This is a genomic window from Streptomyces sp. ADI95-16, assembly GCF_003721495.1.
Lineage (GTDB): Bacteria > Actinomycetota > Actinomycetes > Streptomycetales > Streptomycetaceae > Streptomyces > Streptomyces goshikiensis.
In genome coordinates this window covers 200,493-225,756 of record NZ_CP033581.1, presented here as the reverse complement: position 1 = coordinate 225,756, position 25,264 = coordinate 200,493, and the positions used below count along the sequence as shown (strand labels likewise).

28 protein-coding genes and 1 pseudogene are annotated in these 25,264 nt (G+C 69.9%); 15 read left to right on the top strand and 14 right to left on the bottom strand.

The annotated features are described in order from the left end of the window. Nucleotides 1-12 precede the first annotated feature (12 nt). The 3 genes from EES41_RS01210 to EES41_RS01200 all read right to left on the bottom strand — a co-directional run bounded on the left by EES41_RS01210 (nucleotide 13) and on the right by EES41_RS01200 (nucleotide 1,989). Nucleotides 13-723 carry a response regulator transcription factor gene (locus EES41_RS01210; RefSeq protein ID WP_123074853.1) on the bottom strand — a complete coding sequence of 237 codons (711 nt, stop codon included), beginning with the start codon at nucleotides 721-723 and terminating at the stop codon, nucleotides 13-15. Nucleotides 724-834: 111 nt separating this feature from the next. Further along, nucleotides 835-1,479 (bottom strand): CBS domain-containing protein, encoded by a 645-nt coding sequence (locus tag EES41_RS01205; protein WP_123074851.1) that lies wholly within the window; start codon nucleotides 1,477-1,479, stop codon nucleotides 835-837. A 45-nt stretch (nucleotides 1,480-1,524) separates the two neighbouring features. Continuing rightward, on the bottom strand, nucleotides 1,525-1,989 hold the full coding sequence (locus EES41_RS01200) for a Crp/Fnr family transcriptional regulator (RefSeq protein ID WP_123074849.1): 465 nt from the start codon (nucleotides 1,987-1,989) through the stop codon (nucleotides 1,525-1,527). A 180-nt stretch (nucleotides 1,990-2,169) separates the two neighbouring features. Here EES41_RS01200 and EES41_RS01195 point away from each other — a divergent pair, with 180 nt between their 5' ends. The 8 genes from EES41_RS01195 (at nucleotide 2,170) to EES41_RS01160 (ending at nucleotide 9,117) form a co-directional block, all read left to right on the top strand. Next, nucleotides 2,170-2,655 (top strand): pyridoxamine 5'-phosphate oxidase family protein, encoded by a 486-nt coding sequence (locus tag EES41_RS01195; RefSeq protein ID WP_123074847.1) that lies wholly within the window; start codon nucleotides 2,170-2,172, stop codon nucleotides 2,653-2,655. 101 nt (nucleotides 2,656-2,756) lie between these two features. Then, complete coding sequence (locus EES41_RS01190) at nucleotides 2,757-3,623, top strand: potassium channel family protein (RefSeq protein ID WP_123074845.1); 867 nt, start codon at nucleotides 2,757-2,759, stop codon at nucleotides 3,621-3,623. A 285-nt stretch (nucleotides 3,624-3,908) separates the two neighbouring features. Continuing rightward, nucleotides 3,909-4,445: a hydrogenase maturation protease gene (locus EES41_RS01185; RefSeq protein WP_123074843.1), complete on the top strand. Its 537-nt coding sequence runs from the start codon at nucleotides 3,909-3,911 to the stop codon at nucleotides 4,443-4,445. Nucleotides 4,446-4,487: 42 nt separating this feature from the next. Beyond that, nucleotides 4,488-5,660: a 4Fe-4S dicluster domain-containing protein gene (locus EES41_RS01180; RefSeq protein ID WP_123082176.1), complete on the top strand. Its 1,173-nt coding sequence runs from the start codon at nucleotides 4,488-4,490 to the stop codon at nucleotides 5,658-5,660. Next, nucleotides 5,657-6,133: a cyclic nucleotide-binding domain-containing protein gene (locus EES41_RS01175; protein ID WP_123074841.1), complete on the top strand. Its 477-nt coding sequence runs from the start codon at nucleotides 5,657-5,659 to the stop codon at nucleotides 6,131-6,133. The genes EES41_RS01180 and EES41_RS01175 overlap by 4 nt, the downstream gene beginning before the upstream one ends. After that, complete coding sequence (locus EES41_RS01170; protein ID WP_123074839.1) at nucleotides 6,130-6,936, top strand: FAD/NAD(P)-binding protein; 807 nt, start codon at nucleotides 6,130-6,132, stop codon at nucleotides 6,934-6,936. The genes EES41_RS01175 and EES41_RS01170 overlap by 4 nt, the downstream gene beginning before the upstream one ends. 1 nt (nucleotide 6,937) lies before the next feature. After that, nucleotides 6,938-7,756 (top strand): oxidoreductase, encoded by an 819-nt coding sequence (locus EES41_RS01165; protein ID WP_123074837.1) that lies wholly within the window; start codon nucleotides 6,938-6,940, stop codon nucleotides 7,754-7,756. Beyond that, nucleotides 7,753-9,117 (top strand): Ni/Fe hydrogenase subunit alpha, encoded by a 1,365-nt coding sequence (locus tag EES41_RS01160; protein ID WP_123074836.1) that lies wholly within the window; start codon nucleotides 7,753-7,755, stop codon nucleotides 9,115-9,117. The genes EES41_RS01165 and EES41_RS01160 overlap by 4 nt, the downstream gene beginning before the upstream one ends. Nucleotides 9,118-9,533: 416 nt before the next feature. Here the strand turns inward: EES41_RS01160 and EES41_RS01155 are convergent, their stop codons facing one another. From EES41_RS01155 to EES41_RS42590, 9 genes are all read right to left on the bottom strand, one after another. Further along, nucleotides 9,534-10,523: a nitroreductase family protein gene (locus EES41_RS01155; protein WP_123074834.1), complete on the bottom strand. Its 990-nt coding sequence runs from the start codon at nucleotides 10,521-10,523 to the stop codon at nucleotides 9,534-9,536. Between the two features lie 27 nt (nucleotides 10,524-10,550). Continuing rightward, a complete protein-coding gene (locus EES41_RS01150) occupies nucleotides 10,551-11,426 on the bottom strand; it encodes a universal stress protein (protein WP_254211246.1) in 876 nt (291 codons plus the stop codon). Between the two features lie 482 nt (nucleotides 11,427-11,908). Then, nucleotides 11,909-12,436 carry a universal stress protein gene (locus EES41_RS01140; protein ID WP_164495685.1) on the bottom strand — a complete coding sequence of 176 codons (528 nt, stop codon included), beginning with the start codon at nucleotides 12,434-12,436 and terminating at the stop codon, nucleotides 11,909-11,911. A 77-nt stretch (nucleotides 12,437-12,513) separates the two neighbouring features. Next, nucleotides 12,514-13,170: a CBS domain-containing protein gene (locus tag EES41_RS01135; RefSeq protein WP_123074828.1), complete on the bottom strand. Its 657-nt coding sequence runs from the start codon at nucleotides 13,168-13,170 to the stop codon at nucleotides 12,514-12,516. 9 nt (nucleotides 13,171-13,179) lie between these two features. Beyond that, nucleotides 13,180-13,806 carry a CBS domain-containing protein gene (locus EES41_RS01130; RefSeq protein ID WP_123074826.1) on the bottom strand — a complete coding sequence of 209 codons (627 nt, stop codon included), beginning with the start codon at nucleotides 13,804-13,806 and terminating at the stop codon, nucleotides 13,180-13,182. 12 nt (nucleotides 13,807-13,818) lie between these two features. Beyond that, nucleotides 13,819-14,424 carry a CBS domain-containing protein gene (locus EES41_RS01125; RefSeq protein ID WP_164495684.1) on the bottom strand — a complete coding sequence of 202 codons (606 nt, stop codon included), beginning with the start codon at nucleotides 14,422-14,424 and terminating at the stop codon, nucleotides 13,819-13,821. 65 nt (nucleotides 14,425-14,489) lie between these two features. Continuing rightward, a complete protein-coding gene (locus EES41_RS01120) occupies nucleotides 14,490-15,176 on the bottom strand; it encodes a CBS domain-containing protein (protein WP_123074824.1) in 687 nt (228 codons plus the stop codon). A gap of 27 nt (nucleotides 15,177-15,203) precedes the next feature. After that, nucleotides 15,204-16,073, bottom strand: a complete 870-nt coding sequence (locus tag EES41_RS01115) for a universal stress protein (RefSeq protein ID WP_174261638.1) — start codon at nucleotides 16,071-16,073, stop codon at nucleotides 15,204-15,206. A 148-nt stretch (nucleotides 16,074-16,221) separates the two neighbouring features. Next, nucleotides 16,222-17,139 carry a transketolase C-terminal domain-containing protein gene (locus EES41_RS42590; RefSeq protein ID WP_254211245.1) on the bottom strand — a complete coding sequence of 306 codons (918 nt, stop codon included), beginning with the start codon at nucleotides 17,137-17,139 and terminating at the stop codon, nucleotides 16,222-16,224. Nucleotides 17,140-17,488: 349 nt separating this feature from the next. On the opposite strand from EES41_RS42590, the gene EES41_RS01100 reads away from it, so the two are divergent. The 4 genes and pseudogenes from EES41_RS01100 to EES41_RS44080 all read left to right on the top strand — a co-directional run bounded on the left by EES41_RS01100 (nucleotide 17,489) and on the right by EES41_RS44080 (nucleotide 21,165). Beyond that, the gene (locus EES41_RS01100) at nucleotides 17,489-17,773 is read left to right on the top strand and encodes an SHOCT domain-containing protein (RefSeq protein WP_123074822.1); all 285 of its coding nucleotides are present in this window, start codon (nucleotides 17,489-17,491) and stop codon (nucleotides 17,771-17,773) included. Between the two features lie 274 nt (nucleotides 17,774-18,047). Then, nucleotides 18,048-19,064, top strand: a pseudogene (locus EES41_RS01095) (PEP/pyruvate-binding domain-containing protein); the annotation flags it as partial. A 254-nt stretch (nucleotides 19,065-19,318) separates the two neighbouring features. Continuing rightward, complete coding sequence (locus EES41_RS01090) at nucleotides 19,319-20,590, top strand: APC family permease (RefSeq protein WP_123074820.1); 1,272 nt, start codon at nucleotides 19,319-19,321, stop codon at nucleotides 20,588-20,590. Between the two features lie 188 nt (nucleotides 20,591-20,778). Next, nucleotides 20,779-21,165, top strand: a complete 387-nt coding sequence (locus EES41_RS44080; protein ID WP_367995812.1) for a hypothetical protein — start codon at nucleotides 20,779-20,781, stop codon at nucleotides 21,163-21,165. 242 nt (nucleotides 21,166-21,407) lie between these two features. On the opposite strand, the gene EES41_RS01075 is transcribed toward EES41_RS44080, so the two are convergent. Then, nucleotides 21,408-21,596, bottom strand: a complete 189-nt coding sequence (locus EES41_RS01075) for a hypothetical protein (protein WP_123074817.1) — start codon at nucleotides 21,594-21,596, stop codon at nucleotides 21,408-21,410. A 21-nt stretch (nucleotides 21,597-21,617) separates the two neighbouring features. After that, nucleotides 21,618-22,178 carry a DUF5994 family protein gene (locus EES41_RS01070; RefSeq protein ID WP_123074815.1) on the bottom strand — a complete coding sequence of 187 codons (561 nt, stop codon included), beginning with the start codon at nucleotides 22,176-22,178 and terminating at the stop codon, nucleotides 21,618-21,620. 291 nt (nucleotides 22,179-22,469) lie between these two features. On the opposite strand from EES41_RS01070, the gene EES41_RS01065 reads away from it, so the two are divergent. The 3 genes from EES41_RS01065 (at nucleotide 22,470) to EES41_RS01055 (ending at nucleotide 24,976) form a co-directional block, all read left to right on the top strand. After that, nucleotides 22,470-22,946, top strand: coding sequence for a DUF5994 family protein (locus EES41_RS01065; protein ID WP_123074813.1), 477 nt, complete (start codon nucleotides 22,470-22,472; stop codon nucleotides 22,944-22,946). A 216-nt stretch (nucleotides 22,947-23,162) separates the two neighbouring features. Further along, on the top strand, nucleotides 23,163-23,768 hold the full coding sequence (locus tag EES41_RS01060) for a magnesium and cobalt transport protein CorA (RefSeq protein ID WP_123074811.1): 606 nt from the start codon (nucleotides 23,163-23,165) through the stop codon (nucleotides 23,766-23,768). Between the two features lie 323 nt (nucleotides 23,769-24,091). Then, nucleotides 24,092-24,976 (top strand): helix-turn-helix transcriptional regulator, encoded by an 885-nt coding sequence (locus tag EES41_RS01055; protein WP_123074809.1) that lies wholly within the window; start codon nucleotides 24,092-24,094, stop codon nucleotides 24,974-24,976. The last annotated feature ends 288 nt before the right edge of the window (nucleotides 24,977-25,264 follow it).

The following is a 25,264-nucleotide window of genomic DNA, read 5'->3' as shown; positions in this document are numbered from 1 at the left end:
TCCCGTCGGCACTCAGCTCCGGCCCTTGCCGTGCTCCGGCTGGTGCTCGTGCTCGTGGACCTGCGCGGCGATGACGGCGGCCTGCACCCGGCGCTCCACCCCCAGCTTCCCCAGCAACCGTGAGATGTGGTTCTTGACCGTCTTCTCGGACAGGTAGAGCCGCTTGGCGATCTGCGCGTTCGTGAGGCCCGCGCCGATCAGTTCGAGCACGGAACGCTCCCGCTCGGAGAGCGTGGCCAGCCGGTCGTCCTCTGGGTCCTTGGTGGTCTCCGGGTCCCTCAGCGAGTGCATCAGCCGAGAGGTCGTCGCCGGGTCCAGCATCGACTGCCCGGTCGCCACGGTCCGTACGGCCGAGACCAGGTCCGACCCCTTGATCTGCTTGAGGACGTAGCCGGCCGCACCGGCCATGATCGCATCGAGCAGCGCGTCCTCGTCATCGAACGAGGTCAGCATCAAGCAGGCGAGATCCGGCATGCGTGAGCGCAGCTCACGGCACACGGTGATCCCGTCGCCGTCGGGCAGCCGGACGTCGAGCACGGCGACGTCAGGGCGCAGCGCCGGCCCGCGGGCCAGCGCCTGCTCGGCGGTGGAGGCCTCGCCGACGACCTCAATGTCCGGCTCCGCGTCCAGCAGGTCGTACAGGCCGCGGCGTACGACCTCGTGGTCATCGAGGAGGAAGACCCGGATGGGGGCCTCGGCGGAGGCTGCCGGTGCGTCGGACATGTACGCCCCTGTAGTCGATCGGCTGTGCGTACGTCTTGCCGTACGCATTGTCTCAGGGGAGCGGGCGGGCGCACCTTGTGGTGCGTCCCAGCCAGCGGGGCGGTGGAGGGTTCAGGCAGCTCCGGCGGGCCGCCCTTCCAGCTCCATCCGTACGTCCACCACGCCTTCCACGGCACGGATGGCGCGGGCCGCCAGCGGCACCAAGGCGCGGTCACGGAGCGATCCGCGCAGGGTGACGACGCCGTCCTTCACCGATGCGTGGAGATGGACCGGGGGAGCGAGCTCGGCGAGAACCGCGTCGCGGATCTCCTCCTCGATCTCCTCGTCGGTGCGCAGGAACACCTTGAGCAGGTCGCTCCGGCTCACGACCCCCTCCAGCATGCCCACGCCGTTCACCACGGGGAGGCGCTTCACGTGCTTGCGGGCCATGATCTGGGCAGCCTCGGCGAGGGTGGCGTCGGGGTGTACGGTCACGGCAGGGCTCGACATCAGCTCCTCGGCCAGCACACCCCCCGCCTTGGAAGCCTCTTCCAGCTGATCGGGAAGCCGGGGGTCGTCCTGCCGGAACTCCTCCTTCGGCAGGAGATCCGCCTCGGAGACCACCCCGACGACACGCCCCTCGCCCTCCAGGACGGGAACGGCGCTGACCTTCCACTGGTCCATCAGCTCGACGATCTCCTTGTACGAAGCCTCACGGCCGATGGCCACGGCCGTATGGGTCATGACGTCGCTGACGGTGTACCGGGACGCGGGCATGACGCCCTCCTCACTGCTGGGGGTTCAGGTGCGGGACACCGGCCGTCAGAGATAGCTGCCACTGCCGTGCGGGGCATAGAGGTCGAGCAGCCGGATACGGGCGGCGTGCAGCCGGTGCGCGAGCACCTGCGCGACCCAGTGGCCCATCGCGGAGCCGAAAGCAGGGTCGGTATCCATCATCGTGCGCACCCCGGCGGCGTCGAATTCGTACGTGCGCACCGGCGTCGTGGCCACCGCGCCCAGTCTCCAGGCACTGGGCTGCAGCATCCACGAGCACCCCACGAGTTCGCCCGGTCCGAGCCTTTCGATCACTGCCGGCTGTCTGCCGGGCACATGCACGTCCAGGGCGACGATGCCGGTTCGGACGATCCAGAACCTGTCCGCCCGGCCGCCCTCGTTGAAGAGGCGCGCGCTCTCGGGGAAGTTGACCTCCCGTGCGATGTCCATCAGCCGGGAACGGTGCTCAGCCGGCAACGCGCCGGCGATCTTCGTAGGGGGAGTGGTCCTCATGGCGGCCTCCGGTCGATTCCGATTCAATTCTGGGCGGCTCCAGCGGAGCCGGGCATGGGCCGACCGGCCCCCGATTCCGCGGGACAGGGGACCGTTCGGCCCTGGCACGGCGCGCGAGGAGGCAAGAACGCTGGGTGAAGCCGAGACCGACACGATGCGGCCAGAGCGGAGGGCCGTGTGATGGATCACGAAACTGCCTGGAGGCCGGACCACGGCCCCGTACTGCACCCGATGCGGTCCACCGAGCAGCTGGACCGCTCTGAAGCGCTGCGGCTCCTGGGCACCGTGCCGCTGGGCCGCATCGTCTTCACCCACCAGGCGCTGCCGGCCATCCGACCGGTGAACCACGTGGTCGAGGGAGAGGACGTGATCATCCGGCTCGACGAAGGCGCTTCACGCGCGTCGCTGGTGGCGAAACCAGGCACACCCGGCATCGTCCTCGCCTACGAAGCCGACGCCATCGAGCCCCACACGCATCTCGGCTGGAGTGTCGTGGTGATCGGCTACGCCGAGCTCGTCGAGAACCGCAACGACGCCGAACGGCTTGAGGCGCTCCTCGACCCGTGGACGCACCAGCCGATGGCCGGCGTCCTGCGCATCCGGGCCGAACTCGTCACAGGGTTCCGCCTGGGGCCGGAACCTCGGCCGACTTCCGCGGCCGGGTGAGTCCCGGCCCTGCTTCTGACACCTGGCGACGGCGTGGGCTGCGATCAGCGGCTACGGAGGTGCGCGAACCTGGGCGAAACGCGGTGGAAGAGGGGTGCCGGATGGATTGGCTGGTGACGGTCACGGGCGCGGCCCTGGTCCTGCTGATCCTGCGGGACGTGTTCCACACGCTGTGGCACCCGACCCGTCACGGCGGGCTGAGCCGCCTCGTCATGACCACACTGTGGCGGCTGTCGTCCGTCCTGGGCACCCGCCGGACAGCAGCCGGCCTGGCAGGCCCGCTCGCCATGGTGTCCGTCGTTGCCCTGTGGGCCCTGACCGTGGCGGCGGGCTGGGCTCTGATCTACTGGCCTCACATGCCCGAGGCGTTCGTGTACGCGACCGGGTTGCAGCCCGACGACCATGCGAGCCTGCTGGACGCGACCTACGTCTCGCTGGTCACGCTCTCCACGCTCGGCCTCGGCGACGTCGCACCCGCCGAGGGGTGGTTGCGCCTCCTCGCACCCCTGGAGGCGCTGGTCGGGTTCTCCCTTCTGACCGCGACGGTCTCCTGGATCCTCGGCATCTATCCGGCTTTGGCACGCCGCAGGGCGCTGGCATTGCGCCTCTCCCACCTCTCCCGTACCCATCCCTCGAAGGAACACATCGACTCCCAGGCCGGGGCCGCGATGCTGGACAGCCTGGCCACAGCGCTGTCCGTGGCGGCGGTCGACCTCCTCCAGTACGCGGAGTCCTACTACTTCCACGACGGCGACGACCGGACCTCCCTCGCCCACCAGATCGGCTACGCCCTCGACATCGCCGATGAGGCTTCGCGAGCCGGACACCGGGATGTCCGGCTCGCCTCCACGGTGTTGCGTTCCGCCCTGGACGACCTCGCCACCATCCTGGACGAGCGCTTCCTGCACACCCAGGGCACGACCAGGCAAGCTCTCGCCGCGTTCGCATACGACCACGGGCACCGTTGACCACGCCCTGCCGTGAGCCTTCCGGCGTGGACGACACCCTCGACCGTCAGCCCGTTTCTCCGCCGCGGCGTCGACACCGCGCAAATCGGGTGCCCGCTGAACGGGGCCAGTGCCGAACGGTCCCTTTCCATGGCTGCCTGTCCCAGGATCGGTCTCAGGGCCTCGGGCCCCGTCCATCCATCACTCGGTCCTGCGCCGTGCGCCGTTTGCCCCATGGCGCAGGACCCCGTCCCGCGAGTAGGGCAGGCTGTGTCTGGAGACGCCCGAAGAGGGAAGCGGGTACCCATGAAGCCGCTCGCCGGTACGGCGGTCATCGGGATCGGCAACGAGTTCCGGCACGACGACGGGGTGGGGTGGGCCACCATCGCGTTGTTGTGCGAACGGGAAGCACGGCGACCCCTCCTCTCCGGCACTGAGCTCGCCCAGAGCGACGGAGACCCCGGCCGCCTGATGGCCCTCTGGGAGGACAAGGCCCTCACGCTCGTCATCGACGCCTGCTTCCCACCTGCGCCGCAGCCCGGGCGGACACACCGGTGGTGTGTGGCCCCGGGCGAGATGCCGCACCCGGCTGCCGCAGGCAGGCAGAGCACCCACGGGCTGGGGCTCGCCGAGGCATTGGGCCTCGCCGACAGTCTCGGGCGCGGTCCCGGCCGGCTCATCGTGTACGCGGTCGAGGGAGCGGACCGCTCGCTGGGCACGGGGCTCACCCCGGCGGTGGCGGCCGCCCTGCCGCTTCTGGCCCGGCGCATCGAGGAGGACGTCCGGCAGTACAGCCGGAGAACTCGCCGGACCAGCTTCGAACCCGGGAGCCCGCAGGTCTGACATGCTGCCGGATCTAGGCACGTGGAGACCGAGAGGTGGACCATGACCGACGCTTCGGATGCCGGAGCCGTCCTCGGCCGCCACCAGGCCGAGGCGGTTCTCGACCGCGACGGTCTGGCCGCGCTGGTGCGTGTCCTGAAGCGGCGCGGCCGCACGGTGATCGGCCCGACCGTGCGCGACGGTGCGATCGTCCTCGACGAGCTGGACTCCGCCGATGCGCTTCCCTACGGGTGGGGGGTCGAGTTGGAAGCGGGTCGGTACCGGCTCCACCGCCGCGAGGACGGGGCGGCCTTCGCACACAGTGCGGGACCCCAGTCGTGGAAGTCGTTCCTGCATCCGCAGCGCGTCCGTCAGTGGTCGGCGGATCGCGGCCCGGACGGTGAGCCGGTCGTCCGCGAGGAGAAGCAGGAGAGCGTTTCATACGCATTCCTCGGCGTGCGGCCCTGCGATCTGCGTGCCATTCAGATCCTGGACCGGGTGATGAGCGGAGGCAGGTACCGGGACCCCGCCTACCTGTCCCGGCGCACGGGTGCCTTCCTGATCGCGGCCGAGTGCACCGAGCCGGGTGCCACGTGCTTCTGTGTCTCGATGGGGAGCGGGCCGGCCGTCGACGCCGGGTACGACCTCGCCCTCACCGAGGTCGTGGACGATGCGGGCCACCGCTTCCTGTGCCGGAGCGGGAGCGAGGAGGGAGCCGCGGTCCTCGCGGAACTACCGAGCCGGAGCGCCGATGACCCCACGCGGGAGGCCGCGGCCGAGGCCGTGAGCGCCGCCGCCGAACGCATGGGCCGCTCCATGCCGCTGGTGGATCTGCGCACGCTGATGCGGGACAACCTGGAGGCGGAGCGCTGGGACGACGTCACCGCCCGGTGCCTCAGCTGCGGCAACTGCACCATGGTCTGCCCCACCTGCTTCTGCACCACCACGGAGGACGTGACCGACCTGACCGGCGATCACGCCGAGCGCTGGCGCCTCTGGGACTCCTGCTACGACCTGGACTTCTCGCTCCTCCACGGCGGCCCGGTCCGGTCCACCCCGCGCAGCCGATACCGCCAGTGGCTCACCCACAAGCTGGGTACCTGGCACGACCAGTTCGACAGTTCCGGATGTGTCGGCTGCGGCCGGTGCATCGTCTGGTGTCCCACGGGCATCGACCTCACCGAGGAAGCCCACGCCCTGCACCAGGAGGCCACGCAGCGGGAGAGTACGCCGTGACCTCCCGTCCGGGCGAGCCTCCCGGCGAGGGGGTGTTAGCCGCCCTGACGGCGGAGAACCGCGGGAAACCGATGTCCCTCGCCCGTGAAGTCGCCCTTCCGGGCGGCACGCGGATCTTCGAGGAAGGGGAGAAGGCCGACCGCTTCTGGATCATCCGCTCGGGCACGGTCGCGCTCGATGTCCACATGCCCGGCCGGGGGCGAGTGGTGGTCGAGACCATCGGTGCGGGCAGCCTGCTCGGTTGGTCATGGCTGTGCCCGCCGCGGCAGTGGCACCTCGCGGCCGAGACCCGGGACCCCGTCCGCGCCTGGGAATTCGATGCCGCCGCCGTCCATGACCTGTGCGCCGGGGACACGGCGCTGGGCCTGTCGCTGGTCACCGTCGTTGCCGAGACCATCGGCGACCGGCTTCGAGCCACCCGCACCCGGCTGCTCGACCTGTACGGACCGCAGGGGAGCGGCCCGGTGCCATGACGCCCACACCCCTCTCCTACCTCGTGGTGGACCGCCGCGACGAGACGCACGACACGGTCACGCTCGTACTGGAGCCCGCCGGGGACGCCCTGAACCCTTTCGCGCCCGGCCAGTTCGCGATGCTGTACGCGTTCGGTGTCGGCGAGATCCCGGTGTCCGTGTCCCGGCTCGCGGACGGGCACCGGCTGACGCACACGGTCCGCGCCGTCGGCGCCGTCTCCCGCGCACTGTGCGGCCTGCGGATCGGCGGATGGGTCGGCGTGCGCGGCCCCTTCGGTACCGCCTGGGACGCGGCTGCCGCTCACGGCAACGACCTGCTCGTCATCGCCGGAGGCATCGGGCTCGCTCCGCTCCGTCCCCTCGTCGACGCCGTTCTGGCCGAGCCCCGGGCGTTCGGGCGGCTGAACGTCCTCGCGGGCGCTCGGACCCCCGCCGATCTGCTGTACGGGGACGAGTTCCCCGCCTGGGGAAAGCCGTTCGGTGCCGTTACGGTCGACCGGCCTTCCGGCGGCTGGACCGGCCGGGTCGGGGTCGTCACCACACTGCTTCGCGAGGCCCGGTTCACACCTTCGGACACGGTCGCCTTCGTCTGCGGTCCTGAGGTGATGATGCGCGCGACCGCACGCGCGCTGATCCACCAAGGGGTACGTCCCGACCGCATCCGGGTCTCCCTCGAACGCAACATGCGCTGTGCCACCGGCCACTGTGGACACTGCCAGCTCGGACCCCTGCTGCTCTGCCGCGACGGCCCGGTCGTCGGCTACGACCAGGCCGAGCCCCTGCTCACCGTCCGGGAACTGTGAGATGAGCACCCCCACCACACCCCAGCCCCCTGCCCGCCCCCGCCTCGGCGTGTTCAAGTTCGCCTCCTGCGACGGCTGCCAGCTCACCCTGCTCGACTGCGAGGACGAACTGCTCGGCATCGCCGCCGAACTGGAGATCGCCCACTTCCTGGAGGCTTCCAGCGAAGCCGCGCCCGGCCCGTACGACCTCGTGCTCGTCGAAGGGTCGGTCAGCACACCCGAGCACGTGGAGCGCATCCGGCGCATCCGCGCCGAAGCCCGCCACCTCGTCACCATCGGGGCCTGCGCCACGGCGGGCGGCGTGCAGGCGCTGCGCAACTACGCCGATGTCGAGGGGTACCTGGCGACCGTCTACGCCCGCCCCGACTACATCGAGACCCTCGCGACCTCCACGCCGGTCTCGGCCCACGTACCCGTCGACTTCGAACTGCGCGGCTGCCCCATCGACCGCGGTCAGCTCGTCGAGGTCATCACCGCGTTCCTCGCCGGACGCAAGCCCGCCATCCCGAACCACAGCGTCTGCTTCGCCTGCAAACGGCGCGGCAACGTCTGTGTCACCGTCGCCCACGGCACACCCTGCCTCGGCCCCGTCACCCACGCGGGCTGCGGGGCCCTGTGCCCGACGTACGGGCGCGGCTGCTACGGCTGCTTCGGTCCGGCCGGAACCACGAACCTTCCCGCGCTGGTCCCGCTCATGCAGCGCGACGGGATGAGCGAGGAGGACATCGGCAGGTTCCTGCACACCTTCAACGTGACCGCCTTCACCGCCGTGGAGGAGCAAGGACAGCCCGGCGTGAGCGACGCTGAAGGACCGGGATGAGCAATTCCACGCCCCGATACCAGGAGCTGCGCATCCCCTCACTCGCCCGTGTCGAGGGTGAGACCGCGCTGCACCTGAGGATCCACGACGGCACGGTCACCGAAGCGCGGCTCAAGATCTACGAGCCGCCGCGGTTCTTCGAAGCCTTCCTCCGGGGCAGAACCCACACGGAGCCACCCGATCTCACCTCCCGCATCTGCGGGATCTGCCCCGTCGCCTACCAGATGAGTGCCTGCCGTGCCATCGAGGACGCGTGCGGCGTTGTCGTCGACGGACAACTGGCCGCCCTGCGCCGCCTGCTGTACTGCGGCGAATGGATCGAGAGCCAGACGTTGCACATCCACATGCTGCACGCACCGGACTTCCTCGGCGAAGACGACGTGATCGGGCTGTCCCGCTCCCATCCGGAGCACGTCAAGCGCGGACTGCGCCTGAAGCAGACCGGGAACGCCGTGGTCGAACTGCTTGGGGGCCGGGCCATCCACCCCGTCAACGTCCGGATCGGCGGCTTCCACCGCGCCCCGACCCGCGCCGAACTCCGCCCCTTGGAAGAACGGCTGCGCACCACCCTCGACGACGCCTGGGACACGGTGCGCTGGGTCGCCGGCTTCGAATTCCCGGACGCTGAGTGCACCGCCGACCTGCTCGCCCTCGCCGAGACCGGTACCTACGCCATCGAGTCCGGAGTCCCCTCCGTGCTCCCGTACGACGAGACGCTCCCGCCGTACGGCTTCGCCCTGCGTGACTTCGCCGACCACGTGGCCGAGGAGCAGGTGTCCCACTCCACCGCCCTCCACTCCCGGTTGGACGGCCGAAGGCATCTCACCGGCTCCCTCGCACGCTGGGCGGTCAGCGGCCACCTCCTGTCCCCGCTGGCTCTGGAAGCGGCACGGGAGGCCGGGCTGGGCGTCCCCCCGTCGCGCGCGGGTGCCGGGCGGGGAGAGGTCTGCAGGAACCCGTACCGAAGCATCCTCGTCCGAGCGGTGGAAGTCCTGTACGCGGTGGAGGAGGCTTTGCGGATCATCGCGGAGTACGAGCGTCCGGCCAGGCCGTACGTGGAGGTGCCGGCCCGATCCGGTACGGGGCACGGTGCCACGGAGGCGCCACGCGGCTTGCTCTACCACCGCTACGCGTTCGACGACGGGGGGCGTGTTACGGACGCCTGCATCGTTCCGCCGACCGCCCAGAACCAGGGCGCCATCGAGGAGGACCTGCGCCGGCTGGTCCAAGCCGGGCTCGATCGGGGTGAGGGCTCCGAAGCGGAGCTCACCGGGCTGTGTGAACGGGCCGTCCGCAACCACGACCCGTGCATCTCGTGTTCGGCCCACTTCCTGGAACTGGACATCGAACGCACCCACTGATCACGCCCTGGAGGGACGGCCTCCCGCGCGCTGCGGGGAGGGTTCAGGTGCTCCTCGGATGACATGCGGCCGTAGCTCGACGCGTTGGCACAGGTGCTTCATCGAGTACCGCTTACGGTCACTGCACGGATACCGGCGGGATCGGGACTACAGGGCTTCGGCCGGCCGGACACCTCACCGCCTTCCAGTCACCTACCTGACGGAGCCGCCGTGGGAAGAGGCCGTCCCCATCGACACCGGCGGCCTGCTGGAGGCGGCGGTCATCCAGGCGATGGCGGCCGTACGCCCGTACGGCTCCGGCCAGGCCCCGGTCTTCCGCCGCACCTACATGGAGCCGGATCAAGGAGCATGGCGACGCCGCGTGCAGAGGCGCGCTCGCCGCGACCAACGTCCTGGCGACGGCTTGATCTCCGGAATCATCGGATGTCCAGGACTTCGGCAACGGGGCGCCGGGGCGTCACCGGACCCTGCGGTCCGTAGCCGAGCCGGATCACCATCTGCACGTGAGCCATCGTCGAGCCCGGATCGCGCACCGTCCAGCGGAGCTCGGGCCATTCGAGCGGCTGCGAGGTCATGGATGTGACCAGCCCGTCGGCGGTGGCCTGAAGGAGAACCCGCTGCAGGGCCTGTCCTGCTCGTAGCCAGTCCTCGGGCCCGTCACCCGAAGTACCCAGCAGCACGATGTGCGGGTTCTGCTCGAAGGCGGCCCACCCGCGCCCCGGAACGCGTCGGGAGCGACCGAAGTCGCGCACGACTCCACCTCGACCCGCGTGCTTCGGACCGAAGGCGTTCACGGGGATGCCGTCAGGACGCGTCTGCTCGTCCGGTGTGCCGGCATGTGTCCACGCCATCGTTTCTGCCGTCAGTGAGGGATCCATCTCCTCGCGATGCTCGGAGTCGTGTACCAGGCCCAGCACGGTGTCGGTGTGCCAAGCGTCCGGCACGGCCAGGCGACACCCTTCGAGAAGAGCGGCGGCTCGCAGCCCGTCCAACACTGCCGGAGGGATCTCGTCCTCGGCGAAAGGAAATCGGCTGGTGTGACGTCGCCGTACGGCTGGGTGCAGGGTTCCGAGATCCCAGTCCGTCGGCCCGGGTTCCCGCAGGTTGGCAGCGGCCAGCAGCCACGGATCGTCCGAGCCGGGCAGCAACCGTACGTCTGTGCCCCAGCCTGCCGAGGCCGCGGACACCCGTAGGTTGAACAACGCGGCGGCGCAGCCCAGGTGGAGGGCGCGGTGGTCCGGGTCGGCACGGGGCATGGCACGCCCCGGGTCGCCGTACAGCTCGATGAGACCGGAGGCCGGTCGGTAGAGGAACTTCCACGGCTGGGCGTTGTGCATCGACGGAGCCGTGACAGCATCCTCGATGAGCGGAACAATCTCTGCCGGGGTCGGAAGCGATGCGGTCATGAGACTTTCCTGCCTGTGCGGTGGGCCTCACTCGTGGGCGATGACGGCGACCGGCGAGACCGCGTGGTGCATCACGGCATGTGTGACGGGGCCGATGTGAGTGCCGAATGCGGCGTGGCGGATACGGCGGCCGACGACGATGAGGGCGGCAGTGGAGGCCGCGTCGAGGATCTGAATCGCCGGCTGGCCGATGGTGGCTCGGGAGTCGACCTGAAGCGAAGGGTACTTCTCGCGCCAGGGGCGGATGATCTCGCCCATCGTGGTGGTGATGCCGTTGGCCATTTCCTGCTGGATCCCCGGGTCGAGAGCCGGTGCGTAGCTGAGGATGGGCGGTGGCGACCAGCCGTGGATGATCACGAGCGGGCAGTGGCGGTGGGACGCCTCCTCGAAAGCGAAGGCGAGCAGCTCGTCACAGGGCTGGTGGATGTTCACGCCGACCACGATGGGCCCACGGTCGCGGGCACCGTCCGGCGGATTGCCCGCGCGGTCCACCGAGCGGACCAGCACGACGGGGCGCGCGGCCTCGGCGACGGTGGCGGAGCCGGTGGATCCGACGAGGAACCCGGAGACGCTGCCGAGTGCGCGCGAGCCGAGTACGAGCATGTCGGAGTCCTCGGCGGCGTGAGTGAGGGCCAGGGAAGGCAGCCCGCTCACCCGGCGGGTGCCGACCTTCAACGACGGATGCACGCGGCGCACGCCGTCGGCGGTGTCGCGGAGGACGGCCTCGGCCCACAGCCGACGGTCCTCGGTGGTCGTGACGGGAAGGGGAGGATTCTCCAGCCATTCCTCTGCGTGGACCAGGTCCAGGGAGGCACCGCGGAGCTCGGCTTCATGGGCTGCCCAGCGGGCCGCCGCCGTACTTTCCGGGGACCCGTCGAGTCCGACGGTCACTCGGTTCGCCATGGTCTCCATCTCCTTCTTCATGGGGCGGCGCTTCTCCCGCTCACTTCAGCCTGACTGCCCGACGGCCTCCTGTTGAGGGGCCGGTCGGCCCCTCGTGGGACCGACCGGCCCTGTCTGTGGTGCGGCGGACGGGACGAGAGGTCTGCGGCCTTGATCAAACAGGGCCGGTCACGTCGGATGGTCCGCTGGCCGGCCCGGTGTCCGGCCAGAGCTCGGAAGGCCTTGGGCTGTCCCACGGCGCGGAGAAGCCACGCCCCCCATGAACTCGCGTCGACGAGCTCGGGCGCTGGGCCCGAGCCCAGACTGGAGACGGCCAGGGATACGCGCGTGGGGAGGCAGCCATCACAGCGCAGCCACCTGCGAACACGAGACCGAGACGCTCATGGATGCGGCCCGGCGGATGAGCGAACTGGACGTCGGCGCCCTGCCGGTCTGTGGGCCCGACGACCGTCTGCACGGGGCCACCGCCTCGTCTTGCGCCGCTATTCGTGCGCGATGACGGCGACGGGAGCCTTGGCGTGGTGGAGGGCCGAGTGCGTGACCGGTCCGATGTGCGCGCCGATCGAGGACCGTCGGAGGCGGCGGCCGACGACGATGAGACCTGCTCCGGAGGACCTCTCGACGAGCTCGGTAGCAGCATGCCCGGCGCTCGCGCGCGAAATGACGCCGACATCGGGGTACTTGTCCTGCCAGGGCCCCAGGACGATCATGTTCGCGCCGGCCGCGACGCCGGCGAGCTCGGCGGCCGGTCTGCCGTCGAGTGACCGGATGTCGACGTCCAGTTCGGTGTGGCTCGCACGCAGTTCGTCGGCGGTCTCGTTCAGCAGCGCCTGGGCCCAGTGGCGGCGCACTTCGCTCGTCGGCACCGGGCGGTCGCGCGGCGACGACCATTCCTCGGCGTGGACGAGGTGGAGCGGCACGCCGTGCAGGACGGCCTCTCGCGCCGCCCAGTGGGCCGCCGCGAGGCTTTCCGCGGATCCGTCGAGGCCGACGACGATTCGATCGTGCATGATGGCTTCTCCCGGCAGGGGTCCACATGGGTCAGGTCGTTCGTCCCCGCCCGTGTCGAGGCGGATCGGCGGCTTCTTCAGGCTGAGGTCGTGTCGTCGATGGTGTATCCGAGGCGTGAGGTGACGGAGACCACGCCGTCCACGGTCCGGCAGAGGCGTTCGATGAGCGGGATGAGGCTCCTGTAGTCGACGGTTCCGTGCAGTTCGACCCGGCCGTCGGTGACGGCCACGGTGATCGCCGAGGGGCTCTGGCGCAGGCTGAGGTCGAGCACGTCACTCATGATCTCGTGACGGATGTCCTCGTCGTCCCGGAGGAAGATCCGCAGCAGGTCTCGTCGGCTGACGATACCGACCAGTGCGTCGGAGTCGTCCACAACGAGGAGCCGCTTGACTCCTTGGGCTTCCATCAACCTGGCCGCTTCGGCGACGGTCCAGTCCGGCCGGGCACACACGGGGGGCGAGGACATCAGCTCCTCGGCGCGCGTCCCCGCGGCTTTGTCCTCCTGCCATGCCTCCCGTTCGGGCAGTGACCGGAAGTAGTCTCCTTGGCCTGCCGATTTCGGCAGCAGGTCCCGTTCCGAGATCACGCCGAGTGGACGGCCGGCAGGGTCGACGACAGGGACGGCCGACACCTTGTGTTCCGTCAGGGTGCGGGCGATCTCCTTGAACGGAGCGTTGTTGAGGACGGTGACGACCTCGCGGGTCATGAGCTCGCGGACTTCCCGATGCTTCATGCTCTTCTCCTACCGCTCCGTGGCCGGCCCAGCGCCGACCGACACGTCGTCCTGCTCGTAGTCGAGCCGGTTGACCACGTCCACGACGCCGTCGACGCTCTGGCACAGGCGCAGCACGATGGGGACCAGGCCGCGTCGGCCGACGGTGCCGCTGAGAGTCACCAGCCCGTCAGTGACCTCGACGGTCAGCGACGACGGGCTGAGCCCGAGGGTGTGGGTCAGCACGTCCTCGAGGATTTCCTCCTGAATGGCGTGGTCCCTGCGCAGGAAGAGCTGAAGCAGGTCACTGCGGCTCAGGATGCCGATCAGCCGGCCGCCGGCGTCCACCACAGGCAGTCTCTTGACCTGGCGCCCCCGCATGACGCGCGCCGCGCGAACGACGCTCCATTCGGTCCGGGCGGTGACGGCGGGGCTGGTCATGAGAGCGGCGGCGGTGTTCGCGCCGCTGCCGGAGCTGCGGCCGCGGAGCAGGTCGGCTTCGGAGACGACACCCACGGGACGCTCGGCCTCATCCACCACGGGCACGGCGGAGATGTCGAACTCCTTCAGGAGTCTTGCGATTTCCTTGAACGGGGTGCCCCTCTGGACGCTGACAGCTGTCGGAGTCATCAGGTCGGCGACGCTGCGGTGCCTCATGGTCGGCCTCCCTCACGCGCGGACTTCGGTGTCGAGGCGCACGGCCGTGACGTCCACGACCCCGGGTACGGTGCGTGCGACGCGCACCAGCACGTCCTTCAGAGCCGGGTCCGGGATGGAGCCGTCCAGGTGGACGATGCCGTCGGCCACATGTACCTGCACCATGGCGGAGCCGGCGGGGATGAGCTCGGCCATGATCAGCCGGCGGAGCTCTTCGGCGATGTCCGCGTCGGGGCGGAGGTAGATCTTGAGGAGGTCGCCCCGGCTGACCATGCCGACGAGGCGGCCGTCGCCGTCGACGACGGGGAGCCGCTTGAGGTGGCCGCGGGCCATCAGACGTGCGGCGCCGGGGATGGTGGCGTCCTTGGTCACGGTGACCGCCGGTACGGTCATCAGCTCCCCGGCGGTGACAGCGCGGGACTCGTCCGCGCCCTGGGCCTTGAGCAGGAGATCCGCTTCGGACACCACGCCGGCGACCCGACCTTCCTCCGACAGGACGGGCAGGGCGCTGATCCGCCACTGCCGCATGGCCTTCACGATGTCCTTGAACGGTGTTCTGCGGTCTACGGAGATGACGGCATGCGTCATCACGTCCTCGATGGCGCGAAGCTGCTTCATGATGCCTCCAGAAGCGGAGTCCTGATACGTCCGGACGGGCGTACCCTTCGCCCTTGTCGCGGGGGTCAATGCGTGGCATGGCGAGGGCCGGCAACCGGAGACAGGTCGTCGACCGCGCAGCCGAGGGCTTGGTCCACGCTGACGACCCCGTCGACCGACTGGCACAGTCGTTCCAGGACCGGAATGGTGGACCGGTCCTCGACCTGGCCGCTCAGGGAGACGGCCCCATCGCGTACGGTCACCTCAACGCCGCCGGGTGTCATCCTGAGCGTCCGGCCCAGCACGTCGTCGACGATTTCATCGCGGATGGCGTCGTCGCGACGGAGCATGGGCCGCAACAGGTCGGTACGGCTGACGATGCCGACCAGGGTTCCGGTTTCATCGACCACCGGCAGACGCTTCACGCCCCGCTCGCGCAGGAAGCGGGCCGTCTCGACGATGCTCCACCCCGGCCGGGCGGTCAGCACGGGGGTGGACATCAGATCGCCGGCGGTCCGGGCGTCCATGGAGGCACGGTCCATGGGCGCCGCGGTGTGCAGGGGGTCGCGCCCTTCGGTATCGGGCAGGCCGGCTTGCCTGCGGAGGAGGTCGGCCTCGGAGACGATGCCGATCGGGTGGTGACGGGTGTCCACGACGGGCAGGGCCGAGACCCCGTTGTCGTCAAGGCTCCGGGCGACCATTTTGAGGGAGGCTTCGGGGCTCGCCGTGGCCACGTTCCGGGTCATGACGTCTGCGACGGTGCGATGAGACATGGTCCGATCTCCTTGTGATTGGGGCCGTCAGTCGTGGGCGATGACCGCGACGGGGGCGGTGGCGTGGTGCAGGACCGCATGGGCCACGGAGCCCAGGTGCGCCCCCAGCGGGGAGCGGCGCAGATGGCGGCCCACCACGACGAGGTCCGCGCTCGCTGCGGCTCGGACGAGCTGGTCGCCGGCGGGCCCCATGAACGCCTCGTGGGTGACGCACAAGGACGGGAACTTGTGTCGCCACGGCATCAGCACGTCGTCGAGCATCACGGTGACACTCCGGCCCACCTCCCGCTCGTTCTCCGGGTCGAAGAAGGGCGCGTACTGGTAGATGGAGGGCATCTTCCAGCCGTGGACCACACGCAGGGCGCAGCCGCGACGGTCGGCTTCCTCGAAGGCAAAGGCCAAAACCTTGTCCGCTGCCTCGTGGATGTCGACACCCAGGACGATCTGCCCGTACCGGGTGGGCTCGGCCTCCTCGGGTGCGTCCGACACGCGTACGAGCACCACCGGCGTCTCGGTGGCCACCAGCGTCGACAAGCCCACCGAGCCGATGAGGAATCCGACCATGCCTCCCACCCCGCGGGAGCCGAGTACGAGCAGCCCGGCGTCCGCCGCCTCGGCGGCCAGGGCTGCCGCCGGCCTGCCAGAGAGGCATCGCGTCGACACCTCCAGCCCGGGATGCCGACCTCGAACGTCCTCCAATGCCTCGGTGAGCGCCTCGTCGGACCAACGGTCGGCCGCTTCGCTGCCCGGCCCCGGTACCGCAGGACTGATCAGCCAGTCGACAGCGTGGGCGAGCCTCAGCGGCACTTTCCGCAAGGCCGCCTCCTGGGCGCCCCAACGGGCCGCGACCCGGCTCTCTGGAGAGCCGTCCACGCCGACGGTCACATGGTGCTTCATGGTCAGAACCTCCTCGGGCGGCGCGGGGCCGCGGTCCTCTTCCAGCGTCGCCTGCGGCGCGACGACCGAGGAGGGGCCGAGTGGCCCCCTATGGGGCCGACCAGCCCCCGCTACTTCACGGAGGTGGGCGAATCCTTCCGGTAGCCGTTCAGTTCGGGCACTTGGCGTGCTCCCGGGGCAACCGGAGCGGCAGGGCCGCCGGCACGAGCCGTTCCGCCACGGGCCTGCTCGCGTTCCGTTGGCGCATCCACACCATCGCGACGGCCAGGTCGATCGTCGTCGGCAAGTAGTAGTGGGGGATGTCGCGGTTGGGTGGTGTGTCCGGGAGCGGCTTGCAGTTCGGAGGTCGGGACCGTCCCCTTCGCAGGGGCAGGGGCAGGGGCAGGGGCAGGGGCAGGAGGCTCGGCCCCCGAGTCGATGACGGCCATCCGTGTGCCGACCGGCACGGTGGTACCCGGTTCGACGAGGTGTGTACCGACCGTGCCCACGCGGTGCACAGGGGCGTCGGGCTCGTAGAACGCCTGCTCGGTGATGCGGGACGAGATCCCGCGGCCAGGCTGCCGCTGCGCGATGCCTCGTCGACGATCACGTCCCGGTGGGTTCCACCGATGGATGCCATGACGGTGGCGTCGTCGAGGGGGCGCAGGGCACGGAGGTCCACGACCTCCGCGCTGATGCCGTCCCCGGCAAGGGTTTCCGCGGCTGCCCGGGCCTTCGGCAGGGAGCCGCCGTACGTGATCACTGAGACGTCCGTGCCCGACCGGCGTACGGCCGCCGTCCCCGGTGTGGCGGACGGTGTAGACGAAGGCTCCGCCCGGGCGTAGTGACGTCGCACCTCGGCGACCAGGGTCTCCTGGGTGGACAGTGCCATCCAGAGCAGCATGTGCGCGAACACGCCATCCACCGAGGCGTCAGGGAGCGGCAGGGGCTTGCGAACGTCGTGAACCGCCGTGGAGACCCACCCGGCCACGCCTTGGGCGGCGCCCTCACGAAGCTGTTCCAGACCCACCGGACTGAAGTCGGTGGCCAGCAGGAGAAGCCTGGCGGGCGAAGTAGGCCAGCTCATGCTCGGACTCCGACATGCTGACGCCGTCCTCACCAGGCCGGTATCGAACAACCGGCCTCCGCGAGGCCAACCTAGAGGGACGCCATGTCGTCACCGCGCCCACCCGCTGCGCCACAGCCGTAAGGGCTGTCGGTGCTCGACTACTGGCACAACGTCTGTGGCGACGAGCCGACTGCTGCAGTGGCGATCCGGGGCCGGGAGGCGGACAAGGCCATGGGGAGGGGCCAATCGGCCCTGGTCACGACCCCGACCGGCCCATGCCCGGACGACAAGGGCCGACGGACAGTGAGTACATGGGGGACATGCCCTGTGGGCCGTGTCCCAGACCATCGAAACAGGAGCGTGAGCCATGTTCTGGTACGGCCACGGAATGGGCGGATGGGGCTGGGTCGCCATGTCGTTCAGCATGGTCCTCCTCGTGGCCCTGGCCGTTGCGGTTGTCGTTCTTCTCCTCCGCGGCGTCGAGCGTTTCCCCTCGGCACCGGCGCAGCCCTCGGTTCCTCCTTCCGCCAAGCAGGTGCTCGCCGAACGGTTCGCCCGGGGCGAGATCGACGAAGAAGAGTACGAACAGCGTCTGACCGCACTGCGTGCGCACGGGACAGGTCAAGGCCGGCGGGGACCGGGAGAGAGCTGAGCCCGTACCTCCGCCTGGAACGCGAGCGGCGGGGCGCCGTCTTCGCCGCGGCCCCGGCAAGCAGGACCTGCGCGGAAGCATGGAAACCTACGGGCTCACTGCCCCTCGGGAGGGCCGAACGGCCCCTTCCGGAGGCGGATTCGGACAGTCAGGCGGAAACAGAGGGGGTGGCGCGGCATGTGTTCCGGCGGTGCGTCCGCACGGTAGACGAGTGTCCGCGGCTGCGTCTGTGCCCCGAGAGGACAGCGCATCGTCGAACAGGCTGGTGGAGGACATGGGCTCCTACGTGTACGACTTCACCGAGGGCGGCCGGGGCCTGGCCGATCTCCTCGGAGACAAGGGCGCGAGCCTTGCGGAGATGGCGTGCATGGGCCTGCCCGTTCCGCCCGGCTTCACCATCACCGCCGAGGCCTGCCGTGTCTACCTGGCCACCGGCGAGCCGCCGGAAGGCTTGGACCGCGAGATCGGCAAGCACCTGGCTGCGCTGGAGCGGGCTGCCGGCAAGCGGCTGGGGCAGGTGGACAATCCGCTGTTGCTGTCGGTCAGGGCGGGGGCGGGGCGCTCCACGCCGTGCACGATGGAGACCATCCTGGACATCGGCCTGAACGACCTGTCCGTGCTCGGGTTGGCCAAGGTGCCCGGACGGGAGAGGTTCGGATGGGATTCCTACCGCCGTCTTGTGCAGATGTTCGGCAGCACGGTCATGGGCGTCGAAAGTTCACTGTTCGAAGACGTGCTCCGGCGAATCAAGGTGCAGCACCGCGTCGTGAACGACTCCCATCTGGACGCCTGCGACCTCATCCGGGTCGTCGAAACGTTCAAGGACCTCATTCTCGAACGCACGGGGAGGGCGTTTCCGCAGGATCCGGCCGAGCAGTTGCGGCAGGCGATCCTCGCCGCATTCCGGCCGTGGAACGGCGAGCAGGCCGGCCTCCGCCGGCACGGCGAACACATCCCGGACGACCGTGGAACGGCGGTCACCGTCCAGAGCATGGTCTTCGGGAATTTCGGATCCGACTCCGGCAGCGGCGTCGCGTTCAGCCGTGATCCGACCACTGGGCGTCCCGGGTTGTACGGCGAGTACCTGCCGAACGCCCAGGGCGACGACATCGTCTCGGGCGTCCGTACCACCTTGCCGCTCCAGGAGCTGGCCACGCTGGACCCGGCCTCGTTCGAGCGCTTGCGGAGCTACATGGAGCAGTTGGAAGCGCACCACCACGACCTGTGCGACATCGAGTTCACGATTGAGCGCGGCACTCTGTGGATGCTCGAGACGAGGGTCGGCCGACGCGACACGTAGGCGGCTGGCCCAGGCTCCGTGCTGTGCGTTGGCAAGGCCGGGCGTTGGCATCAGGTAGGGCCTGTTTCGTGAGATGCGCGGGCGGCGTCCAGGATCACCCGGATCCCACGCCAGGCGACATCAGAGCGACGGCCAGCGGCCCGGTCCGCTCGTCTGGAGGAGGAGTTCCTCGCTCACCCGTCCCGTCACCTTGTTCCTATACGGTGCGCCGGTACATCTGCCGGAGTGTGGTTGGGGAGCGCGTGATGGGTGCGGTGTCGGGGTCTGCGGGCGCGGGGGAGTTGAAGCGGCACCTGGGTGTGTTCGACGCCGTGGTGATCGGTCTGGGGTCGATGATCGGGGCGGGGATCTTCGCTGCCCTGGCTCCGGCGGCCGGTGCCGCCGGGTCGGGGCTGTTGCTCGGCCTGGCGCTGGCCGCGGTGGTGGCGCACTGCAACGCGATGTCCTCGGCGCGCCTGGCCGCCCGCTACCCCGCCTCCGGAGGTACCTACGTCTACGGGCGGGAGCGGCTGGGACAGTTCTGGGGCTACCTCGCCGGATGGGCGTTCGTGGTCGGCAAGACCGCCTCTTGCGCGGCGATGGCGCTGACCGTCGGCTCGTATGTATGGCCCGGCCAGGCGCACGCCGTCGCGGTCGCGGCCGTGGTGGCGCTGACCGCCGTCAACTACGCCGGGGTCCAGAAGTCTGCGTGGCTCACCCGCGTCATCGTCGCCGTGGTCCTGGCCGCGCTGGCCGCGGTGGTGGTCGCCGCGGTCGCCTCCGGCGCCGCGGACACCGCCCGGCTCGGCATCGGTGACGACGCGACCTTCGGCGGCGTACTTCAGTCTGCGGGCCTGCTCTTCTTCGCCTTCGCCGGCTACGCCCGCATCGCCACCCTCGGCGAGGAGGTCCGCGACCCCGCCCGCACCATCCCCCGGGCCATCCCGCTCGCTCTCGGCATCGCACTCGTGGTCTACGCGTCCGTGGCAGTTGCCGTCCTGCTCGTGCTGGGCCCGCGGGGGTTGGCGGACGCTACGGCTCCGCTGTCGGATGCCGTACGGGCCGCAGGGGCGGACTGGTTGGCACCGGTCGTGCGGATGGGCGCCGCGGTGGCCGCGCTCGGCTCGCTCCTCGCCCTGATCCTCGGGGTATCGCGCACGACCTTGGCGATGGCCCGCGACCGGCACCTGCCCCATGCCTTGGCCGCAGTGCACCCGAAATCCAAGGTGCCGCACCGCGCAGAACTTGTGGTCGGCGCCGTCGTGGCCGTGCTCGCGGCGACTGCCGACGTACGCGGGGCGATCGGCTTCTCCTCCTTCGGGGTGCTCGCCTACTACGCCATCGCCAACGCTTCCGCCTGGACGCTCTCCCCGGACGAGGGCCGACCGGCGCGGATCATCCCGGTCGTCGGGCTGGCCGGCTGCCTCGTCCTCGCCTTCGCCCTTCCGGCCTCCTCGGTGATCTCCGGCACCGCAGTCCTGGCTGCCGGCGCCGTTGTATTCGGGGTACGCCGCGCGTTGACCGCCCGCCGCGCGTGACTGCGGCGGACCCGAACTCGCGTATGCGCGCCCATCAGCCGGCGCAGCGGGAGCGGGACACGGCCCGGCCGCCGAGGGCTGTGCCGGTCAGACCCACCGCAGGTCGTCCCGCAGACGCTGGCCCTTTGCCCTGCCGTCGGTGCCGCATCCGGCTATGGCGGACGCGGCAGGCGCCGCGAAGGTACTGCGTGCGCAGTAGTCGTCCCGTCGTCCGAGAGCAGGACTCGCTCACGCCCGGCATCCGGCTACGGTGCGCGGATGAGCAAAGGACGGTTCCGTTCGGTACCGGGGGCAAAGACTGGCTGATCGCCATCGGGGTAGCGGCGGCGCTGCTGGTCACCGGGGTGTCCGGGCAGCACTCCGTCACGGGCCTCGACCTGCTCGGCTACGTGCTGCTGGTGAGCGGTGGCCTGGTGCCCGCCGCTGGCCGCCGGGCTCCGGTTTCCGTGCTGGCCGGCATCGGGTTCCACGCGGTGGGGTATCAGACGGCCGGTTTCGACGTGGCCGCCGTCGCGTACCTGTTTGCGGTGTACGCGGCTATGTCGACGGTGATCAGTCCTTCGCCCGCCAGGTAGGTGCAGGCGGCGGCGAGGTCCTGTTCCGATACGTGGAGGTCGCGTCGCAGCTGTGCTCCGGTGATACCGAGGAGGCGGTTACCTTCGACGGCTTCGTACCTCGGCGTGCCCGAGCGACGGCAGTGCATGGGTGTCGATGTATTTCACGTGGGCGTGTTCCCTTTCGGAGTGGGCGAGATGCCTGCGGGTGGGGCGCCGTGGCGCCCCACCCGCTGCCCCGGGTCGGAGAGAAGGTCTGTTGCTCACCGGCCGACACCCGTGTGGTGGGCCCGACGGCCGGTGTCGTCGGGTAGGCCAGGAGGTCTCGGCAGGGGGTCGCTGAAGCGGTAGGTCTCGATCCGGGCGTCGTGCTGGGCGTTGAGCAGGTGGACCAGCCGTATGCCGATACCGGTCGCGAGGATGATCACCGCGATGAGAACGAGGGTCTCCATGTCGCTCACCTCCAGGGGGCTTCAGGGCAGCGGGTGGGCTCGTCGGTCCGTCGGGCTCCCGTAGGGGGACATGCAGGCCCCGCCTTCGTTCTCCCAGCCGATCTCCTGGCGCTGAACGTCCCGCATGCCGCGCCCGATGACGGCTTCGTTGGCCATCAGGACGCCGGCGGTGAGTACGCTGCCGGGGATCGCTGCGGCGGCCATCAGACGGGCTGCGGAGGCGAGCGTGGTCTCGGGAGGGATGACGAGGAGGTCCCAGCGGCCGACGGTGTGGGAGAGCAGGATCAGCTTGTCGGGGTCCTGTTCGGTGAACCAGCCCACGTGCAGTACGCGCCCGTCCACCGCAACGGTATGCGGGACGACCGGCCAGCGGGTGGGACTCACGGTGACGCGCGTGATGCGACCCCAGCATTCCTCTAGGGCAGCAGCCAGCGGTGGGAGCTCGGCTTCGAGGTCGCGGGAGTAGGGCCACCAGGCACCGTCCAGCTGGCCGGCGAGGGTGGTCTTCGGGGTGAGGGACAAGCGTGCCGGGAGCTCTCCGGCGAGTTCGCCGGGCGCGGTCCGGTCGGTGGTGCTGGTCATGATGCGGACCTGCCCCCGGACTGCCCGTCGGCAGTCCGGTTTTTAGGCGATCGCCGGAAATGACACCCGCGGCGGGTGCGCGAAGTACTTCCGGTCCTTTCACTGTACGCCTGCTCGATGGGCGATGGCCGGTGTGACCAGGTATTTTCCGGCGGAGGCGCGGTGAAGAGCGGTGGTGCGGGCGGCGGGAGTACCGTGAAACGACGGGCGGGCTCGCGTACGCCGCAGGCCGGGTACCGGTTCGGACCTGCGACGAGGCGCAGCTGCACCCCCGTAGACGGGCGGATCCACATGGCTGACTCCGGCATTCCCGACAGGTTCCCCCTGCTCCTGCCGGATGCGATCCACCAGGTACTCAAACCTGGCACGGCGCTGCTGCGGCTGGAGACCACGCAGTCTCGGGAGGGGCTCCTGGACGGCGCGTGGTGGCCCCGCACGCGCGACATCGAGGCCGAGCTGCCCGCGCTGATCAGCGCGTTGACCGAGCACCTCGGACCCATCACCCGGGTCGGCGTGGACGCATCCGCCTGGAACGGCCTCCCCACCCGCCTGGTCATCAACGACCAGGTCGTGCACCTCGACTCCGACCCGGTCGGCGACGACACCGTTCTCATCACCCGCGGCCACAACGACCACTTCGCCCTGCTGGTGGTTCCCCCGGACACCACGGCCGACGCCGCCCGCGAAGCGATGGCCCGCGCCGTCCGGGCCGACAACATCACCGGGGCCGCTCAGATCCTCATCGCCACCACGCCCGAACCCGAGTAGGCCCAGCTCCTTGACCGGACTTCGCTGAAGAGCGTATGGCGAGACGGGGTCCGATCTGGTGGTGGCACGCCTCGTCTGGGGTAGCGCCGAGGTAAGCCCAAAAGTCGCCGTGCGGTTGCCTCTGAGCTGCGGAGGCCGTTGCCCCGCGTGCGCCGGTGGCCCGTGTTGAGGGCCCGCGCCGGATCGCCTTGCGGACCAGATCAAGACGGCCGGGTCATGGAGTGCGGCCCGGTAGACGAAGATGGTTCTGTCGTAGCCGACCCGCGGCAGCTGGGCTGCGGCCCTGCCGCTGTTCTCCACGCGGTCGCGGACAGGATCGTCGACCGCTACGTCGAAGTCGCCGATGCCTTCTCCGGCGACGTCGACACCCTGGAGAGCGAGGTCTTCTCCCTCGACCGCCCCGTCGACGCCGGGCGCATATACCAGCTCAAGCGCGCCGTCATGCCCTTGGCATCTGCGCTACAGCGCCTCAGCGAAGGTACCATCCCGCAGATCCCGAGTGAGGTGGCCGCCTACTTCCGGTACGTGGCCGACCACCACCAGCGGGTCAGCGAGCAGATCCTGTCCTTCGATGAGCTGATCACTGGGATGCTCAGCGCCAGCATCGCCCAGCTCGGCGTCCAGCAGAACGCCGATATGCGCCGCATCAGCGCCTGGGCCGCCCTCATCGCTGTCCCCACCATGATCGTCGGCATCTACGGCATGAACTTCGAGTACATGCCCGAGCTGAAGCCCCCTTACGGCTACCCGGCCGTCTGGGTGCTCATAGTGGCCGCCTGCACGGTCGTCTACCGGGCCCTGCGCAGCAACAAATGGCTCTAGCAGCCCGGCCCGCTCCTCGCGCAACGCCCTGACTGTCCGGCCTGCCGCTGCGACGTGTTTGCGGCGCGAAGGCCCCAATCCGCACTCCTGGCGAAATCCCGCACATGGAACTCTTCAGGTAAGCGGGCTTTTCCATCAGATGGGTGGGAGATCGTGGCGTCTGGGTGAATCCTGCCTGGGCTGTGCACGCGGCTCCGTTCGCGCAGCGCGACACTCGTCTGCAGGGCTCAATGAACGTTTCTGCACGGCGGCTGCGTTCGCCCGGGCCCGGCCGTGGCATTCCCGCGGCTGGTAGAGAGCCCCGAGCCGGAGGTGGACCGCCCGTGGCGGTGAATGGAAACCCCACCGTCAGGAGACGTCGGTTGGGTGCGGAGCTGCGTCGGCTCCGCCTGGCCCGTGGCATGACGAGTACGCAGGTGGCCGAGCGGCTGTTGATCTCCCAGCCCAAGATCAGTCACTTGGAGAACGGCCGCCGCACCATCAAGCCCCGCGATGTGCGGGACCTGTGCGGCCTCTACGGAGTCACAGACCCGCAGGTCGTCGACGCGTTGATGCGGATGGCCGCGGAAGCGGACCGTCAAGGCTGGTGGGTCGCCTGCGGCGAGGTCCCGTACGCCGTCTACATCGGCCTGGAGACGGAAGCCTCTTCGATCCGCTCCTACGAGTCCCTGGTGATCCCCGGCCTGCTGCAGACGCCCGCCTACGCCCGCGCCGTCATCGAGGAAACGATCCCTCTGGCCACGGTTGAACAGATCGCCACGCGTCTTGAGGTCCGGCTGCGCCGTCAGCACCGGGCCCACCACCCGGCCCGCCCGTTCCGCCTATGGGTTGTGCTGGACGAATCCGCACTGCGCCGCGTGGTCGGCGGCCCGGAGATCATGCGGGAGCAGCTTGAGTTCCTGAACCACCTCGGCGCGCAGCCACACATCACCGTGCAGGTCCTCCCGCACGACGTGGGGGCCCACCCGGGCGTCTCGGGACAGTTCTCCATCCTCCACTTCGAGGCAGACGTAGCCGGGGCCGCCACGGTGTACCTGGAACGGTTTACCAGCGACCTCTACCTGGAGAAACGATCCGACGTGCGGCACTTCAGCGCCATGTACGACCACCTTCAGGCCCAGGCCCTGAACCCGGACAGCACCCGCCGGTTCATCAGCGGTGCCGCCGAGGAGCTCCTGGCCTCCGCATCGCTGCCCGGCCGGCCGTGAGCGCGCCGCACCGGCCGCAGGTCACTATGCCGCGTACAGCCGCTCGCGCAGATACGGCAGGGCGGCGGTGTACGCGACGGGGGTCTGTCAAACGAACGGCTCCGTCTCCCATCCGGTGGTGACGGATCGTGAGAATCGACTGCGGTCGGTTGAGGAGAGTGCATTTGATGCCCTGACCTCGGTGTTTCAGGAGCGGCAGCCTCGCCATGGGATGTCGCCCCGGGCACGCCGGGCACCCGCAAGCGGCAGTTTCGCAGGTCGCCGATTCGGTGCAACGGCTACCCCCAG